The sequence below is a fragment of the Burkholderia sp. Ac-20345 genome, from assembly GCF_017104825.1.
Taxonomy (GTDB): Bacteria; Pseudomonadota; Gammaproteobacteria; order Burkholderiales; family Burkholderiaceae; genus Burkholderia; species Burkholderia lata_B.
On record NZ_JAAGPO010000126.1, the window covers coordinates 1 to 15,151 of the forward strand.

A 15,151-nucleotide genomic window follows, 5' to 3' on the forward strand; every position below is an offset into this window, starting at 1 on the left:
TCCGGCCGGACGTGCTGGCGGCGCGCTACCAGGTCGAAGCCGAAGTGGCGAACATCGATGCGGCGCGCGCCGCGTTCTATCCGGACGTCAACCTGATGGCCTTCGCCGGCGTGCAGAGCTTCGGCTTCCGCGCGCTGTTCCACGGCAACAGCGGCACGTTCGGCGCGGGCCCCGCGATCACGCTGCCGATTTTCGAGGGTGGCCGGCTGCGTGCCGGCCTGCGCGCGCAAACCGCCGCCTACAACGCCGCCGTCGCGGTGTACGACGACACGGTCGTCAACGCGCTTGCACAGGTCAGCGACACCCTCGTCCAGATCGACACGCTCCGCCGGCAGCGCGCGCTTCAGCGCGAGGCGCTGTCACGCGCGCAACAGACCTACACCGTCGAAACGCAGCGCTACCGGAAAGGCATTTCCGGCTACCTCGACGTCCTGCTCGCCGAAGGCCGGCTGCTCGAGGATCGCGCATCGGTCGCCCGTGCGGACGCGTCGTTCGCGATCGAGCACGCCCGCCTGATCGCCGCGCTCGGCGGCACCACTTCCACTGGAGTCACGCAATGAACCGTCCCGAATCCCCCGCCGCCGAGCCGTCGCTGCAACGCGCGCGCCGGCGCTACTTCCGCTGGTTCTTCATCGCACTCGCCGGCGCCGCCGGCATCGGCGTCGCCGCGTGGGCCACCACGCGCGGGACCGAGACGACCGACGATGCGTACGTGTCCGGCGACGTCGTGCAGATCTCGCCGCAGATCGGCGGCACCGTCGACGCCGTGCGCGTGCAGAACGCCGACTGGGTCGGTCCGGGCGACCTGCTCTTCAGCGTCGACAAGACCGATGCGCGGCTCGCGCTGGACGAAGCGGTCGCCCAGCTCGCCCACGCGGTGCGCGAATACCGTACCGCGCATGCGGACGCGGCGCGCGAGGAAGCACAGATCCGGCTGCGGCGTGCCGAATTGTCCAAGGCGAATGACGACCTGCAGCGCCGGCAGAGCCTCGCCCAGGACGGCGGCGTGTCGCGCGAGGATCTTCGCCATGCGCGGGATGCGATGGACGGCGCGTCGGCCGCGCTGAACGCGCAGCAGGCCGCCTACGACGCGACGCTCGCGCACACCGACGGCACGTCGATCGACACGAACCCGCTCGTGCGCGCGGCGGCGTCCCGGGTCCGCAGCGCGGCGCTTGCGCTGCGCCGCACCGAAATACGCGCGCCGCTCGGCGGGCTCGTCACGCGCCGGGTCGTGCAGGTCGGCCAGCACGTGTCGCCCGGCACGCCGTCGATGGCGCTCGTGCCGCTCGATCACGTGTGGGTCGAGGCCAACTTCAAGGAATCGCAGCTGCGCGGCATGCGCGCCGGGCAGCCGGTCGAGCTGTTCTCGGATCTGTACGGCAGCGACGTGGTGTTCCACGGGCGCGTCGTCGGGCTCGAAGCCGGCACGGGCGCCGCGTTCGCGGCCGTGCCCGCACAGAACGCGACCGGCAACTGGATCAAGGTCGTTCAGCGCGTGCCGGTCCGGATCGCGCTCGACCCCGCCGAGCTGCGCGCGCACCCGCTGCGCATCGGCCTGTCGATGACGGCATCGGTGCCGGTCGAACACGGCCGCGGCACCGCATCGGCATCGCCGATCGCCCGATCGCCCGAGGTGCGCAGGTCGGTCGACGCCACGTCGATCTACCGTGACGACGACGAAGCGGGAAATACGCTCGTCGCCGAGACGATTCGCGCGAACAGCGGCGCGCGCCCGCTCGCACCGGGAGCCTGACGATGCGCTTTTTCGCCCGGAACGCGGCGCCGAAACTGCCGCTGGAGCCGCTCGCCGGCATGCCGCTGGCGCTCGTCGCGATCGCGGTCAGCGTCGCGAACTTCATGCAGACGCTCGACCTGACGATCGCGAACGTCGCCGTCCCGACCATCGCGGGCGATCTCGGCGTCGCGCCCGACATGGGCACCTGGATGCTGACCTCGTTCGCGACGCCGCTCGCGATCACGCTGCCGCTCACCGGCTGGCTCACGCAGCGCTTCGGCCAGGTGCGGTTGTTCCGCCTGTCGGTACTGCTCTTCGTGCTCACGTCGGTCCTGTGCGGGATGGCGCCGAACTTCGAGTCGCTGCTGCTGTTTCGCGCGCTTCAGGGCGCCGCGTCGGGCCCGATCACCGCGTTGTCCCAGGCACTGCTGATGGCGGTGTTCCCGTCGACGCGCCGCCACGTCGCGCTGGCCGTGTGGCAGACCACGACGTTCGTCGCACCGGTGCTCGGACCGATCGCCGGCGGCTGGATCACCGACAACCTGAGCTGGCCGTACATCTTCTACGTGAACGTACCGCCGGGCCTGCTCGTGCTGGGCGTACTCGCACGGCTGCTGGCGGGACGCGACAACGCGACGCGGCGCCTGCCGGTCGACGTCGTCGGGCTGCTGCTGCTCACCGCCGCGTTCGGTTCGTTCCAGCTGCTGCTCGATCGCGGACAGAACCTCGACTGGTTCGCCTCCGGCGAAATTCGCGGGCTGGCGGTCGTGGCGGTCGTGTCGTTCATCGCTCTGATCATCTGGGAGCTGACCGACGACCATCCGATCGTCGACCTGCGGCTGTTCGCGGACCGCAACTTCTCGACGAGCACGCTCGCGATCACGGTCGGCTTCGGGCTCTACTTCGGTGCGCTGGTGCTCGTGCCGCTGTGGTTGCAGACCCAGCAGGGCTACACGGCCACCTGGGCCGGCATCGCCACCGCGCCGCTCGGCGTCGCGGGGATCGTGATCGCACCGCTGCTCGGCCGCTTCCAGGGCCGCACCGACCCGCGCCTGCTCGCGACCGTCGCACTCGTCGGCTGGGGCGCCGCCTCGTTCTGGCGCATGCATTTCAACACCGACGTGACCCTCGGCGACATCGCCGCCAATTCGCTGCTGATGGGCGCCGCCACCGCGTTCTTCATCACGCCGCTCGTGTCGCTTTCGCTCGCCGGGCTGCCCCGCGAGCGGCTGCCCGCGGCATCCGGGCTGCAGAACGCGCTGCGACGGATCGGCACCAGCGTCGCGACCTCGGTCGCGCCGACTTATTTCGAGCGCCGTTCCCGCGTGCACAACACCTATCTCGTCGACCACATCACGCCGTACGATTTCGCGTCCGGCGACTGGTTCGCACGGCTCGATCACGCGGGACTGTCGCCGTCCGGTGCGCTTGCATCGGTCGCACATTCGATCGACGTCGAAGCGCACATGCTCGCGCTGAACGACTTTTCGTTCGGCTGCCTGCTGCTGTTCGGCGCGACGCTGCTGACGGTCTGGTCGATCCGCTACCGCCACGCGTGATGCACGCGCCACGGCCGGCGGCCGTGGCGCGCAACTTCTGCGATACGTCCGGCTTCGGCGACTTCGACTTCAACGCACTCGCGCCGCAGCCATAGCCACAACCGCAGCGACGTTCGATCACGACAGCGCATTGACACACCTCCCGCACCGTCAAGCGTGCCCTCATATACGCAACCTCTGCGTGCACCGGGCAACGGCATGGGCGAAACCGCGCGGGGGGAAAATCCGAAACCCGCCACACCCGGCTGAAGCGACCGACCGGGTAGCCGGCCCGCCGGTAAGCAGCGCGGGTATCCGCCGAATCGAATCGCATCGCATCGCCATCGCCGACGAACCGAAACCGCCCGCCCCGCCCGACTGCACCCCTGAACGAAAAAAGGGGCTCCGCGCCGGACGACCCGGCGCGGAGCCCCTCGACCTTCACCGCTTAACGCGGATCGCTGGCGACCGGCACGTATCCTTCGGCGAGGATACCGGTCGTCCGGGCGGCCGGCTCGCGCAGCAGCTTCGCCGCCTGATAGCCCTCGGACCGATACCACGCGCGGGCGCGCTCCGCCGACTCGAATTCGAGCACGACGACGCGCTTCGGCGACCATTCTCCTTCCAGCGTTTCGACTTCGACGCCGCGCACCAGGAAGCGCCCACCGTACTCGGCCACCGTCGGCGCGCCGAGCCGGCGGTACGCCTGGTACGCGTCGACGTCGTGTATGTCGATATCGAACACCACGTATGCGCTCATGACTGCGCCTCCGCCGGCGCCGCCGCATCGGCCGCCGCAAGCTGCACGAACACGCGGCCGTTCTCGATCTTCACCGGATAGGTGCGCACGCACGTCGTCAGCGGCGCGCACAGCGCAATGCCGGTCCGCACGCTGAAGCGCCCCTGATGCAGCGGGCACTCGATCTCGTCGTCGAGCAGGAAACCATCGCTCAGCCGCGCGTCGCCGTGCGTGCACTGGTTCTCGGTCGCGAAGATCTCGTCGCCGACCGCATACAGCGCGATGTCGCGGCCGCCTACCCAGACGCCGAGCAATCCGTCGGTCCGCACCGCTTCCGGCGCGACCGCGTCGATCCAATTCGTAGTCACTTTCGGCACCTCGCTCAAACCGGGAAAATCAGCGAGTTCGGAATCATCTCGCTGTCGTAGACGCAGATGCGCGACTCGAAACGCAGCCCCTGCGGCGTACGCACGATGCGGTCCAGGTAGCGCCCGGTGTTGTAGACGTCGCTCATCTGCTCGGTCTTCGTGCGCAGCACCGCGTAGTTCGTCTCCGCCTCGATCACCGTGTCGTCCAGATACGTGACGAGCGGCAGCCCGATCACGTGGCGCTGATAGTACGGATCGAAAAACAGCGTCTCCTTGATCCCGTAGACGCGATCCTTCAGCATGCCCTTGCTCTCGAAGTCCATCACCGCGAGCGGCAGGTTGCGCTCGTGGTTCTCGCGCGGCACTACCGTGTACCGGCATTGCTCGACGAAGAATTCCGGCCACGCGTCCCAGTCGCCGCTGTCGAGCACGGCCGCATACCGCGCATTGAGCTGGACGAGCGCATAGAAATCCTCGAAGCTCGCGCTGCCCAGGTGCGGCTCGGCGGCCGGCCGGCCCGTTCGTGTCGTGATCGTGCTCATTCAGGCCTCCATCACTTGGCGCCAGTACTGGTACATGCCGCGCACCAGCGTTTCACTGACCATATGGTCGGTTTGCTCGTCGATCTGCCGGCCGCCGAGTTCGTTGTAGACGTTGCCGTGCTGGATCTGCTCGAAGCTCTGCTGCACGCATTCGATGACCTCGCCATCGTCCGCCGACACGAAACCGGCCGGCCCGAACAGATTGGCCTGGCGCAGACGGCGCCGCGTCATCTCTTCGGTGTCGGTCTCGAAGCCGAAATGCGTCCACACGTAGTCGAACACGCCCGGGCTGATCGGCCGGATGCGCCGCGTCGACAGCGCATTGACCTGCTGCTGGATGATGACGCTCGGCATCAGCGTGAGCATCACGACGGTCGGATCGCCCCACCACGGTTCGTGCACGACATCGAGGAAGCGGTCGTCGTTCAGCGTCATGCGCTCCTTGAAGCTCGTCACGTTGTGGGTCACCTCGCCGCCGCCGCCGCCGCTGCGGATCGACACCATCGCACCGTGCCGGTGATGCTCGTCGGTCACGAGCTTCGCGGGATTGTCCGCGCGCCACAGGCCGAAATTGACGAACCAGGTATGCAGCAGCCCCGCGTGATACGGATCCTTGATGTTCTCGACCATCAGTTTCCAGTTGCTCGGCACGCGCTGCCGCGTGTAGCCGAGCACGGTCAGCTTCGGGCCGTGGAACAGGCGATCGTAGTAAGGCAGGATGCGCGGCCCGAGGAAATCCTCGAACGATTCGACATTCTCGTCGAACGACGCGAACACCGCGCCGCCGCGCGTCGACACGCGCAGGCGCCGCAACGCGTGCTTGCCCGGATCGAAATCCGCCGGCATGCCGCCGTTGATCGTGCCGCCCTGACGCACGCCGCGCCGGAACGGCACGCCGATCAGGTTGCCCTTCAGGTCGTAGTTCCACTGGTGATACGGGCAGTGGAAATCCTTTGCTTTCCCCGAGCGTTCGCGGCAAAACTGCATGCCGCGGTGCGCGCACGCATTTTCGAAGACGACGACTTCGCCGTCCTCCGTGCGCGTCATCACGACGGAACGCTCGCCGACTTCCGTGCGCTGGAAATCGCCGGGAGACGGCACTTCGGCTTCGAGGCCGATGTAGCACCAGTGATTCGCGTAGAACAGGCGCTCGAGTTCGCGCTGATACAGCGCTTCACTCGTGTACGCCTCGTACGGCGTGCGGCTGGCGCCGTCGCCTTTCCAGTCGAGCGCGCGGGCGATGTCGATGGGTGAGTTCAAGAGAGCTCCTTTCAGTAAGAAACGGCCTGCATCGCGACGGCGGCGCCGTGCGCGATGAAGCCGGCTGGCGAACGCCGCCGCGCAACCACCGCGGCAGCCAACTGCTCGACGAGTTCGGCCGTGTGATCCCAGCCGAGACATGCGTCGGTAATGCTTTGGCCGAACACCGGCGGCGTGCCCGGCACCACGTCCTGCCGCCCCTCGACGAGGAACGACTCGATCATCACGCCCACGATGGCGCGCTCGCCGCGATGCAGTTGCGCGGCGAGATTGCCGCAGACATCGATCTGCGCGCGCGTCTGCTTGCCGCTGTTGCCATGGCTCGCGTCGATCACGACATACGGGGGGAGATGCGCGTCGCGCAGCGCGGCGCAGGCTGCCGCCACGCTCGCGGCGTCGTAGTTCGGGGTCTTGCCGCCGCGCAGGACGACATGCGTGTCGGGATTGCCCGGCGTGGTCGCAATTTCCACGCCGCCGGAAACCGACGGCCTCAGGTAGCAGTGCGAAACGCGCGACGCGCGGATCGCATCGATCGCGACCTTCACGTTGCCGTCGGTGCCGTTCTTGAAGCCGACCGGCAGGTCGAGCCCCGAGGCCGCCTGGCGATGGATCTGCGATTCGGTCGTCCGGGCGCCGATCGCGCCCCAGGATACGAGGTCGTCGAGATACGGCGCGGTCATCGGATCGAGAAACTCCGTCGCGGCCGGCAGGCCCAGCGCATTGATGCCGAGCAGCACCTTGCGCGCAACGCGCAGGCCGTCCTCGATCCGGAAACTGCCGTCGAGATACGGATCGTTCAACAGCCCTTTCCAGCCGACCGTGGTGCGCGGCTTTTCGAAATAGACGCGCATCACGATCTCGAGCACATCGGCGTACCGCTCGCGCAGCGGCGCGAGCCGGCGCGCGAACGCCAGCGCGGCCTCTGCGTCATGGATCGAACACGGGCCGACGATCAGCGCGAGCCGATCGTCCTCGCCCGCGATGATCTGCCCCAATGCACGCCGCGCATCGCTGATCGCGCGTGCCAGGCCTGGATCGCATGGCAACTCGGCGCGCAACCGTTGCGCACTGATCACCGCCACACCTTGCGTCAACGCTGCCTCATCGGATTTTTCCATTTATCACTCCACTCTCGCTGATCGGATGCCGATTTACGAAGCAATTAGAGCGCGGTCAAATCCGGGGTGATACTGTCATTTATCTCAGAAGCATTCCGCATAGTGAATATCTGTGATTTCCGACAGTATTCCAATATTCGGATCACGTCTAACTTAACTCCTGAACAAACACGTTCTCACCTGCTGTTCTGCCAAGGAGCCTCGCAATGACAAGAAAATATTTCGAAACGCGAATCGACGTGAAATATCGGGAAACGGACGCACTGGGCCATGTGAGCAGCCCGGTCTATTACGATTATCTGCAGCATGCATACCTGACCTACATGCACGATCTGCTCGAACTGCCCTATTCGGAAAAGCTGCCGCACATCATGGTCAAGACGTCGTGCGAGTATCTGAAACCCGCGCAGTACGGCGATACGATCACGGTCCGCAGCAGCGTCACGCGCTTCGGCTCGAAGAGCTTCGAACTGGAATACCTGATGGTGCGCGACGCGCAGGCGGCGAACGAGGATTCGGACGACGATCAGGCGGTGGTTGCGCGGGCCGTGTCCACGCACGTGATGTTCGACTACGGCAGCAAGACCACGGTGCCGGTGCCGGAAGAGTTCAGGACGCGCGTGCTGTCGTTCCAGGGCGCAATCTGATGTCGCAACCGGGGCGCACGCCCCGGTGCCGTTCATGCAAACACGATCAGGCCCATCAGCACGGCCTTCACGACCGCATTGGTCTTGTTGGATGCGTTGAGCTTCGCAATCGATCGCGAGATATGGAAATTGATCGTCCGCTCGGTCAAGCCGAGAATGATGCCGATCTCATACGCGGTCTTCCCCTCCGCCGCCCATCGCAATACCTCGCATTCGCGCATACTCAGAGTGACATCATCGGGAGTCGCGATATTCGCCGCACAATGAACCATTCGTTTCTCCATCCATAATAAGACGCCAATATTTCAGATTCACGATTTCCAATGTTCACCTCAATTCACATACCCCTCGGATTGGATATTTATTATTTAAAGGCGTCACGAATGTTCGGCGAATTCAAAAGCAACAAATGTCCTACCCATTATCTCCGGTGTTGTCCAAACGGAATCGAGCATACCCAATCGATTTACGCTTCGGAAGATGCATGAAACGCAATATATCAATGACGCTGACGCACGCCACAAGACTTGCATGACGCGTCACATCGAAGCGGCCACACAACTAGCGGGCATTCGCCTCGGCAACGCGTGGCGCACAGATATTGCGCACGCAATCGCGCAGCCATCGATGCGCGGGGTCACGATCGAAACGCGGGTGCCAGATCTGCGAGACGGTGAGGTCCGCGATCGGCACCGGCAGCGTAAAGCTGTGCATGCCGACGCGGGACCGCTCGGTCTGCCGCTCCGGCACGCTCGCGACGAAGTCCGAGCCGCGCGCGAGCGACAGCGCGGTCGGGAAGCTCGACACGACGGTGGTCACCGAGCGCGCGAGGCCGAGGGAATCGAGCAGCGTATCGATCGGGCCGTTGAACTGCCCGCGGCGCGACACGCCCACCTGCGGAAACGACGCGAAGCGCTCCGGCGTCATTTCTCCTGACGCGAGCGGATGATCCGCGCGGACCACGCCGATGAAGCGGTCGCGAAACAGCGCCTGCACGCGCAACTCCGGGCCGGCCTGGCCGATCACGCCGACCTCGAGATCGATGTCGCCGTTGCGCAACGCATCGACATGCTTGTTGGGTTTGGGTGCGAAGCGCAGCCGCACGTCGGGTGCCGTGCGCGACGCGTGCTCGAGCAGCGCCGGCGCGAACGTCTCGACGAACGCCTCGTTCGCGCGAATCGAGAACGTGCGCTTGAGCGTGGTCATGTCGACCCGTTCGCACGGGCACATGACCGATTGCGCCTCCACCACGAGCGCATGCACCCTGTCGCGCAACTCGAGCGCGCGCGGGGTCGGGACGAGATCCCGCCCCGCCCGCACCAGCAACGGGTCGCCCGTCATCACCCGCAACCGCGCGAGCGAGCGGCTGAGTGCGGACGGGCTGAGGCCGAGCGCGTTGGCCGCGCCCACTACGCTGTTCTCGGAAAGCAATGCGTCCAGAACGACAAGAAGATTGAGGTCAATGGAAGTCGCCATGATGCGCCCATGCTGTACTGTCGGGACCGGCCGGCCGATGGGCCAACGGCATCGTGCCTCGGGCGTATGTGCTCCGTGATTCGCGATATACCGGAAATCGGCAGTCGCGCCGCCGAGCCTGACGCACGATCGTGCATCCGCCTAAGAGGCGTGCGGTGAATGGCGGGGAGAATTTCTGCCGCTGAGAAAATCCGCTGCGGATTTATTGCACTTGTGAACGATTGTGCACCGCGCTGCAACAAATCGCAACCCGACTCGATGCGCATTCGGTTTAAATGAAACGATGCGCTCCAATGAACAATAAAACAAACCGATTCCATTGCGCCGATCCGCGCATCGCTCACGCAAACCGGCCGGCCGACGACGCAAAGCCTGCCGCACCAAGCCTGCGCGGGCCTCACCAGACACCGCGAGACCGCCCGCCGGCACGGCTTCCGCGCCAAGTACCGCACGTTCTGTACATCGGGCTGAATTACAGAACTTTTAAACTCTTCTATTGACTTTCACACCGACATTCCGTTTTGGCGGCCAAACGTTTCACAAAACAAATCCCGACCGGTCGATTCACGCATGTCTCTCCGCAATCCGGGAAAATCCGTTTGATTGCCCGGGCCGCCCTTTCGCGACTCGATCGGTATTTCACGAAAATGCGCCGGCGCGATGTATCCGGACGTGTGGCGCGTGCGTGCAACCTGAAACCGCTTCGCCGGTTTCCCGTTTCGCACGTCGATCCTGCGGATGGCGGCTGCCACGGCCACGCATCCATGCGTCCAACGGCACGCCGTGCGGAGGCGACGCCGTCCCGGCCCCCGTTCCCGGCAAACCCGATCCTGCATTACCATCGAGCGTCCGCCACGTTTGCCCGCTTGCGGCAAGCCAGCCCAGCCACTTCCCCGGTCCCGCACCCATGCTCGCTCTCGTCATCCTCGCCGGCCTGTGGGCCGGACTGCAGAACACCCTCGCGGGCGGCGGTTCGTTCGTCACGCTACCTGCGCTGATCGTGTCGGGCATGTCGCCGCTCGCGGCGAACATCACGTCGACGGTCGCGCTGTTTCCCGCGCAGGTCACGACCGGCTGGGCGAGCCGCAACATGGTGCGCGGCGTGGGCAAGCTGTCGTTTCGCGCGATGTTCGCGATCAGCGTGGTCGGCGGTGCGCTCGGCGGACTGCTGTTGCTGAAGACACCTTCGTCGATCTTCTCGCGCCTCGTGCCGTGGCTCGTGCTGTTCGCGACGATCGTGTTCGCGTGGGGCAGCTTTTTCCGCAAGCCGGGCGAAGGCACCGCGCACCTCGGCACCGTCCCCGCCGCGCTCTCGCAGTTCATGATCGCGATCTACGGCGGCTATTTCGGCGGCGGGCTCGGCTTCCTGATGATGGCCGTGCTGACGATGGCCGGGCTGTCGCCGCGCCACGCGATGTCGACGAAGAACGCGCTCGCGGGCGTGATGAACGCATCGGCCGTGGTGCTGTTCCTGACGTCGCCGCACCTGCACTGGGGCAAGGCGCTCGCGCTCGGCGGCGGCGCGATCGTCGGCGGGCTGCTCGGCACCTGGGCGCTGCATCGCGTGAACGAACGCGTGCTGCGGATCGGGATCGTCTGCATCGGCGCGGTGCTGACCGTCGGGTTGTTCGTCAAGCCGATCTGACGCGAGCGCGCCGCTCGCGCCGCCCCGGCAGCCATTCCGGGGCCATGACGGCACGAACATGGACGCGATATCCGATCCGTTATGAAGTCCGCCGCGCAAGGCCCGCCCGGGCCGCTCCGGATATCCGCTCGATTGACGACCGAAATATCACTACGTATACATCGAGACACGATACCCCAACCGGCAGCCGGCATGTCCCGATACGTCATCGATGCACATCTTCTGAAGATCCTTCACACGCTCATCACCGAATCGAGCGTCTCGCGAACCGCCGTGTTGCTCGGACAATCGCAACCGACCATCAGCGTCGCATTGCGCCGGCTGCGCGCGATCACCGGCGATCCGCTGCTGGTGCGAAGCGGCAGCCGGATGGTACCGACCAGTCACGCGATGACGCTCGTCGAACCGCTCGATCAGGCGCTCGCCGGCATCGCCGCCGTGCTGAATCCGGCCAGCACGTTCGATCCCGCCACGACGCACCGCACCTTCCGCATCGGCTCTCCCGACTATCTCGACGTGTTCTTCCTGCCTGCGATCGTCGATGCGTTCAAGCACGAGGCGCCGGGCGCGAGGATCGAGTTCCAGCATCTGATGACCGTGGACGGCGGATACGAACACGCACTCGAAAGCGGCTCGCTCGACCTGGCGGTCGGCAACTGGAGCACGCCACCGGAGCAGCTGCATCTGCAGCCGCTATGCCGCGACGATCTCGTGTGCGTGCTGCGGGACGATCATCGGATCCGGCGCGGCCAGCTCACCGCGGACGTCTACCGCGAAGCCGACCATCTCGGCGTGACCACCCATCACGCGACCGGGCTCGGCACCATCGACCGGGAACTCGCGCGCGGCGGCCTGTCGAGAAACGTCACGACGACGATGCCCTATTTCGGCATGGCGCCTTACGTGCTGATGCGCTCGAACCTGTTGTTCACCACGACGCGCACGCTCGCGATGCATTTCTGCAGCCTGCTGCCGCTGCGCATCGAACCGGTTCCGTGCGAACCGCAGGCGTTGACCTACTACCAGCTCTGGCACGACCGCACGCATCGCAGCGCGGCCGCCGTCTGGTTGCGGCGCCTCGTGTCCGGCGTCGCGAAGAAACTGGTGCCGGAAATCGCGCGGCATCCGCATTGAAAAGCAAAAAAGCCGCGAGCGCATGCTCGCGGCAATGAACGGACGGCCCCGCATGCAGCGGGCGGGTCGCGTCCGCGACAGGGGTCGGTCAGCAAAGAGGCTGCCTGTCGATGGCGCATCTGGAAAGGCGCCATGTCGGGATCGACGCGGGCCGCAGGCTATTTCGCCCGGTCGCCGGCCATCGTCTTCAGCAACGCGGCCTTTTCCACCGTTGCCGCATCGAGCAGCGCAAAGCCGGTGAGGCGGCCGGAGTCGGGATCCGCGCAGAGCGCGCGTGTCGCGCGCGGCGCGTCACCCACGCCCACCTCCGTGGTCCAGCGGCCGCCACCGTCCGCCGCGACGACCACCGCCGGGATCGCCGGCGTCTTGACGACGATCGGCATCACCGGAAAATCCACGCGTGTCGGCGTACCGCGCAAGCACTGCGCGAGTGCGCGCGCCGCGTGCATGATCGGCAGCACATACGGCCGGACCCGCCCTTCTATCGCCGCGCAGTCGCCGAGCGCGAAGATGTCCGGTGCGCTCGTGCGGCACCATGCGTCGGTCACGATGCCGTCCGCGACGTCGAGCCCCGCGTCCCGCGCCAGCGCCACTCGCGGCGCGAGCCCGATCGCGGATATCACGAGATCGGCCTCGAGGTGCCCGCCGTCCGTCAGCGCAAGCCGGTACCCGCGCGCGAGACGTACGATCGAACGCACGCCCGTGCCGAGCCGCAGATGCACGCCCGCGTCACTCAGCGCGAGCCCGAACACGCGGCCGGCCTCCGCCGGCAGCAGTCGCGACAGCGGCGCGTCGGCGGGGTCGATCACGGTCACGGTCAGCCCCGCCGCCGCCAGGTCGTTCGCGAACTCGCAGCCGATCAGCCCTGCACCGAGCATCGCGACCGAGCGGCAGTCGCGCAGCCCGCCGCGAAAACGCGCGTAGTCGGCCAGATCGTTGATCGACAGGACGTCGGCCGCACCATCGCCTTCGCAGGGCACGCGCCGTGCATCGGCACCGGTCGCGAGGACGAGTGCGCGATAGCGCTGCACACGCTCGTCGTCGAGCACGATCCCGTGTTCCGCCGGGCAAATCCGCCGCACCGCGCAGTGCGTACGGATGGTTGCGCGCAGCTGTTCCGCCATCGTCCGCGCATCGGACATCGCCAGTTGCTCGGGCGTCTTGCGTTGCGCAAGCGCGTTCGACAGCGCCGGCTTCGAATAGAAACTGCCGTCGTCGCGGCTGATCATCACGAGCGGCGTATCGCCGTCGAGCTTGCGCCACTCGCGCGCAACCGTGTAGCCCGCGAGGCCCGTGCCGACGATGATCACCGGATCGCCGCGGCTTCCTGACATTTCGTTCGCGCTCATGCCGCCACCACCTGCATGTCGAAATCGTGCTTGCCGGTCGCGCAGTCCGGACACATCCAGTCGTCCGGCACGTCTTCCCAGCGCGTGCCGGCCGCGATCCCGTGCTGCGGCAGGCCTTCGGCCTCGACGTATCGAAACCCGCAAATCACGCATTCCCAGATCTTCATCATCGCTCCCGTGCGCCGCTCAGCGCGCATAAGACTGGCCAAGCCCGAGCTCGCCGAGCGCGCGCCGGTACGCACCCGACGAGCGATCGGCCAGGATCGGCGCTTCGTGCGAACGGTCGATCGGCAAGTCCTCCGGACACTGCTGCTCGACGATCTCGCGATCTTCCTCGAATACCTGGCGATTGAATTCATACACGTCGTCGAGCGGCAGGTCGTGATCGAAGTTGCGCGCGATCGGCACGAACAGGCGCGTCAGGCGGGCGGAAACCGGGCTGGCCGCGTTCAGGATCGCGAGCCGGCCGCCTTCCGGAAAGTGCACGGTGAGGCGCGCGAAGAACGGCACGTCGACTTCGAACACGCGCCGCCACGGAAAGCCCTCGGGCGCGCGATGCTGCATCGACTTCGGGAAATTGCTGACCGTGCTCACGTATTCCGCATGCAGGCCGTTCTCGCGCCGCTCCACCGAGTACTGCGGCACGACCGGATTGCGGCGGTCGGCAAAGCTCTCGTGATGAATCCATGCGAAGTGCGCGACATCGATGAAGCCTTCCGTCTGCCGGCCGGCCGACGCGCGAATGTCGATCGACGGCGGCAGGATCTGCTGGAACCCATCCGCATTCCACGCGGGGAAATCCGGCAGCGGCAGTTCGCCGCCGCCCAGCGACACCCACACAAGCCCGTAGGCCTGCTGCGCCGCATAGGTCGTCAGGCACAGACGCTCCGGAATCGGGCCGTCGGGCTGCGACGGAATGCGCGCGCACTTGCCGTCCGCCGCGTATTCGAGGCCATGATACGGGCACACGAGCCGGTCCTCGACCACCCAGCCGCGGCTCAGCGGCGCGCCGCGATGCGGGCATACGTCGCGTGCCGCGACGATGGCGCCGCCGGACCGGAACAGCACGATGCGCTCGTCGAGCAGCGTCACGCCAAGCGGGCGATCGCCCACATCGGTCGCAAACGCGACCGGGTGCCAGTAGCGGCTCAGGATTTCCCAATCGCGCACGTCGAACGTGCAATGGCGGGGCGGAACCGGTGCGCGTGACCGAGTCAACGGCACGACCTGGGTATGCGTCATTCGTGTCTCCATGGAAGCGTTGTCGTCGACGCGGCGGCCGTCGAACCCGAGACGTTGCCGCGTGGAAACAACGATATCGAGAGAGCGGCGCCGCTCCCATCGCCGCGCCTTCATGGAGTTCATGTCGACGCGGGCATGGACGAGCCGGCAATTGATGAGCAAACCGCAAGACGTCTTTCGCATATCTCGTTTGCCGCGACGGCGGTGTCCGCCCACAATCCAGGGTTGTCGTCGTCATCGCCCTCTCGCGGGCACCGACCGGCACTTCGCGGCCGCCATTCCGATTCACCGCCGGCGGCCCGGCACATCGCGTCACACACGCTCCCTCGACATCGGCGCCCCATGCGGCGGCAGA

Annotated in this window: 16 protein-coding genes and 1 pseudogene; 6 read left to right on the top strand and 11 right to left on the bottom strand. The window is 66.4% G+C overall.

The window, feature by feature from the left end; all coding sequences use genetic code 11:
- The 3 genes from G3O06_RS32305 to G3O06_RS32315 form a co-directional block, all read left to right on the top strand.
- On the top strand, positions 1 to 560 hold a 560-nt coding region (locus G3O06_RS32305), incomplete at its 5' end, for a TolC family protein (protein WP_205818639.1).
- The gene (locus G3O06_RS32310; RefSeq protein WP_174918974.1) at positions 557 to 1,756 is read left to right on the top strand and encodes an efflux RND transporter periplasmic adaptor subunit; all 1,200 of its coding nucleotides are present in this window, start codon (positions 557 to 559) and stop codon (positions 1,754 to 1,756) included. The genes G3O06_RS32305 and G3O06_RS32310, both read left to right, overlap by 4 nt.
- A 2-nt stretch (positions 1,757 to 1,758) precedes the next feature.
- Complete coding sequence (locus G3O06_RS32315) at positions 1,759 to 3,297, top strand: DHA2 family efflux MFS transporter permease subunit (protein WP_205818640.1); 1,539 nt, start codon at positions 1,759 to 1,761, stop codon at positions 3,295 to 3,297.
- 427 nt (positions 3,298 to 3,724) lie between these two features.
- Here G3O06_RS32315 and G3O06_RS32320 read toward each other — a convergent pair whose 3' ends face one another.
- The 5 genes from G3O06_RS32320 to G3O06_RS32340 are packed head-to-tail and all read right to left on the bottom strand — an operon-like array spanning position 3,725 to position 7,303.
- Positions 3,725 to 4,036: a DUF1330 domain-containing protein gene (locus G3O06_RS32320; protein WP_174918972.1), complete on the bottom strand. Its 312-nt coding sequence runs from the start codon at positions 4,034 to 4,036 to the stop codon at positions 3,725 to 3,727.
- A complete protein-coding gene (locus tag G3O06_RS32325) occupies positions 4,033 to 4,383 on the bottom strand; it encodes a non-heme iron oxygenase ferredoxin subunit (RefSeq protein ID WP_174918971.1) in 351 nt (116 codons plus the stop codon). The genes G3O06_RS32320 and G3O06_RS32325 overlap by 4 nt, the downstream gene beginning before the upstream one ends.
- Before the next feature lie 14 nt (positions 4,384 to 4,397).
- On the bottom strand, positions 4,398 to 4,925 hold the full coding sequence (locus tag G3O06_RS32330; RefSeq protein ID WP_174918970.1) for an aromatic-ring-hydroxylating dioxygenase subunit beta: 528 nt from the start codon (positions 4,923 to 4,925) through the stop codon (positions 4,398 to 4,400).
- Complete coding sequence (locus tag G3O06_RS32335; protein ID WP_174918969.1) at positions 4,926 to 6,185, bottom strand: Rieske 2Fe-2S domain-containing protein; 1,260 nt, start codon at positions 6,183 to 6,185, stop codon at positions 4,926 to 4,928.
- Positions 6,186 to 6,196: 11 nt separating this feature from the next.
- Positions 6,197 to 7,303: a 3-deoxy-7-phosphoheptulonate synthase gene (locus tag G3O06_RS32340; protein WP_205818641.1), complete on the bottom strand. Its 1,107-nt coding sequence runs from the start codon at positions 7,301 to 7,303 to the stop codon at positions 6,197 to 6,199.
- A 206-nt stretch (positions 7,304 to 7,509) separates the two neighbouring features.
- On the opposite strand from G3O06_RS32340, the gene G3O06_RS32345 reads away from it, so the two are divergent.
- Positions 7,510 to 7,950, top strand: a complete 441-nt coding sequence (locus G3O06_RS32345; RefSeq protein WP_174918967.1) for a thioesterase family protein — start codon at positions 7,510 to 7,512, stop codon at positions 7,948 to 7,950.
- A 32-nt stretch (positions 7,951 to 7,982) separates the two neighbouring features.
- Here G3O06_RS32345 and G3O06_RS32350 read toward each other — a convergent pair.
- The 3 genes and pseudogenes from G3O06_RS32350 to G3O06_RS32360 all read right to left on the bottom strand — a co-directional run.
- Positions 7,983 to 8,183 (bottom strand): annotated as a pseudogene (locus G3O06_RS32350) (LuxR C-terminal-related transcriptional regulator); the annotation flags it as partial.
- Positions 8,184 to 8,511: 328 nt separating this feature from the next.
- Positions 8,512 to 9,426 carry a LysR family transcriptional regulator gene (locus G3O06_RS32355; RefSeq protein ID WP_174918966.1) on the bottom strand — a complete coding sequence of 305 codons (915 nt, stop codon included), beginning with the start codon at positions 9,424 to 9,426 and terminating at the stop codon, positions 8,512 to 8,514.
- Between the two features lie 503 nt (positions 9,427 to 9,929).
- Positions 9,930 to 10,178, bottom strand: coding sequence for a hypothetical protein (locus G3O06_RS32360; RefSeq protein ID WP_205818642.1), 249 nt, complete (start codon positions 10,176 to 10,178; stop codon positions 9,930 to 9,932).
- A 155-nt stretch (positions 10,179 to 10,333) separates the two neighbouring features.
- On the opposite strand from G3O06_RS32360, the gene G3O06_RS32365 reads away from it, so the two are divergent.
- Both G3O06_RS32365 and G3O06_RS32370 read left to right on the top strand, forming a co-directional pair.
- Complete coding sequence (locus tag G3O06_RS32365) at positions 10,334 to 11,071, top strand: sulfite exporter TauE/SafE family protein (RefSeq protein ID WP_205818643.1); 738 nt, start codon at positions 10,334 to 10,336, stop codon at positions 11,069 to 11,071.
- A 192-nt stretch (positions 11,072 to 11,263) separates the two neighbouring features.
- Positions 11,264 to 12,205: a LysR substrate-binding domain-containing protein gene (locus tag G3O06_RS32370; protein WP_205818644.1), complete on the top strand. Its 942-nt coding sequence runs from the start codon at positions 11,264 to 11,266 to the stop codon at positions 12,203 to 12,205.
- Positions 12,206 to 12,363: 158 nt separating this feature from the next.
- Here the strand turns inward: G3O06_RS32370 and G3O06_RS32375 are convergent, their stop codons facing one another.
- Genes G3O06_RS32375 through G3O06_RS32385 form a run of 3 tightly spaced genes read right to left on the bottom strand, consistent with a single transcriptional unit; the run spans position 12,364 to position 14,796 of the window.
- On the bottom strand, positions 12,364 to 13,554 hold the full coding sequence (locus G3O06_RS32375) for an FAD-dependent oxidoreductase (RefSeq protein ID WP_205818645.1): 1,191 nt from the start codon (positions 13,552 to 13,554) through the stop codon (positions 12,364 to 12,366).
- Positions 13,551 to 13,721: a rubredoxin gene (locus tag G3O06_RS32380; RefSeq protein WP_174981418.1), complete on the bottom strand. Its 171-nt coding sequence runs from the start codon at positions 13,719 to 13,721 to the stop codon at positions 13,551 to 13,553. The genes G3O06_RS32375 and G3O06_RS32380 overlap by 4 nt, the downstream gene beginning before the upstream one ends.
- Before the next feature lie 19 nt (positions 13,722 to 13,740).
- Complete coding sequence (locus tag G3O06_RS32385; RefSeq protein WP_205818646.1) at positions 13,741 to 14,796, bottom strand: aromatic ring-hydroxylating dioxygenase subunit alpha; 1,056 nt, start codon at positions 14,794 to 14,796, stop codon at positions 13,741 to 13,743.
- Positions 14,797 to 15,151: the final 355 nt, after the last annotated feature.

Excerpts from the sequence above, each read along its gene's own strand:
- G3O06_RS32340 (WP_205818641.1), bottom strand. The coding sequence starts at position 7,303 with ATGGAAAAATCCGATGAGGCAGCGTTGACGCAAGGTGTGGCGGTGATC.
- G3O06_RS32375 (WP_205818645.1), bottom strand. The coding sequence starts at position 13,554 with ATGAGCGCGAACGAAATGTCAGGAAGCCGCGGCGATCCGGTGATCATC.
- G3O06_RS32380 (WP_174981418.1), bottom strand. The coding sequence starts at position 13,721 with ATGAAGATCTGGGAATGCGTGATTTGCGGGTTTCGATACGTCGAGGCC.
- G3O06_RS32315 (WP_205818640.1), top strand. The coding sequence starts at position 1,759 with ATGCGCTTTTTCGCCCGGAACGCGGCGCCGAAACTGCCGCTGGAGCCG.
- G3O06_RS32355 (WP_174918966.1), bottom strand. The coding sequence starts at position 9,426 with ATGGCGACTTCCATTGACCTCAATCTTCTTGTCGTTCTGGACGCATTG.
- G3O06_RS32320 (WP_174918972.1), bottom strand. The coding sequence starts at position 4,036 with ATGAGCGCATACGTGGTGTTCGATATCGACATACACGACGTCGACGCG.
- G3O06_RS32365 (WP_205818643.1), top strand. The coding sequence starts at position 10,334 with ATGCTCGCTCTCGTCATCCTCGCCGGCCTGTGGGCCGGACTGCAGAAC.
- G3O06_RS32330 (WP_174918970.1), bottom strand. The coding sequence starts at position 4,925 with ATGAGCACGATCACGACACGAACGGGCCGGCCGGCCGCCGAGCCGCAC.
- G3O06_RS32310 (WP_174918974.1), top strand. The coding sequence starts at position 557 with ATGAACCGTCCCGAATCCCCCGCCGCCGAGCCGTCGCTGCAACGCGCG.
- G3O06_RS32345 (WP_174918967.1), top strand. The coding sequence starts at position 7,510 with ATGACAAGAAAATATTTCGAAACGCGAATCGACGTGAAATATCGGGAA.
- G3O06_RS32370 (WP_205818644.1), top strand. The coding sequence starts at position 11,264 with ATGTCCCGATACGTCATCGATGCACATCTTCTGAAGATCCTTCACACG.
- G3O06_RS32385 (WP_205818646.1), bottom strand. The coding sequence starts at position 14,796 with ATGACGCATACCCAGGTCGTGCCGTTGACTCGGTCACGCGCACCGGTT.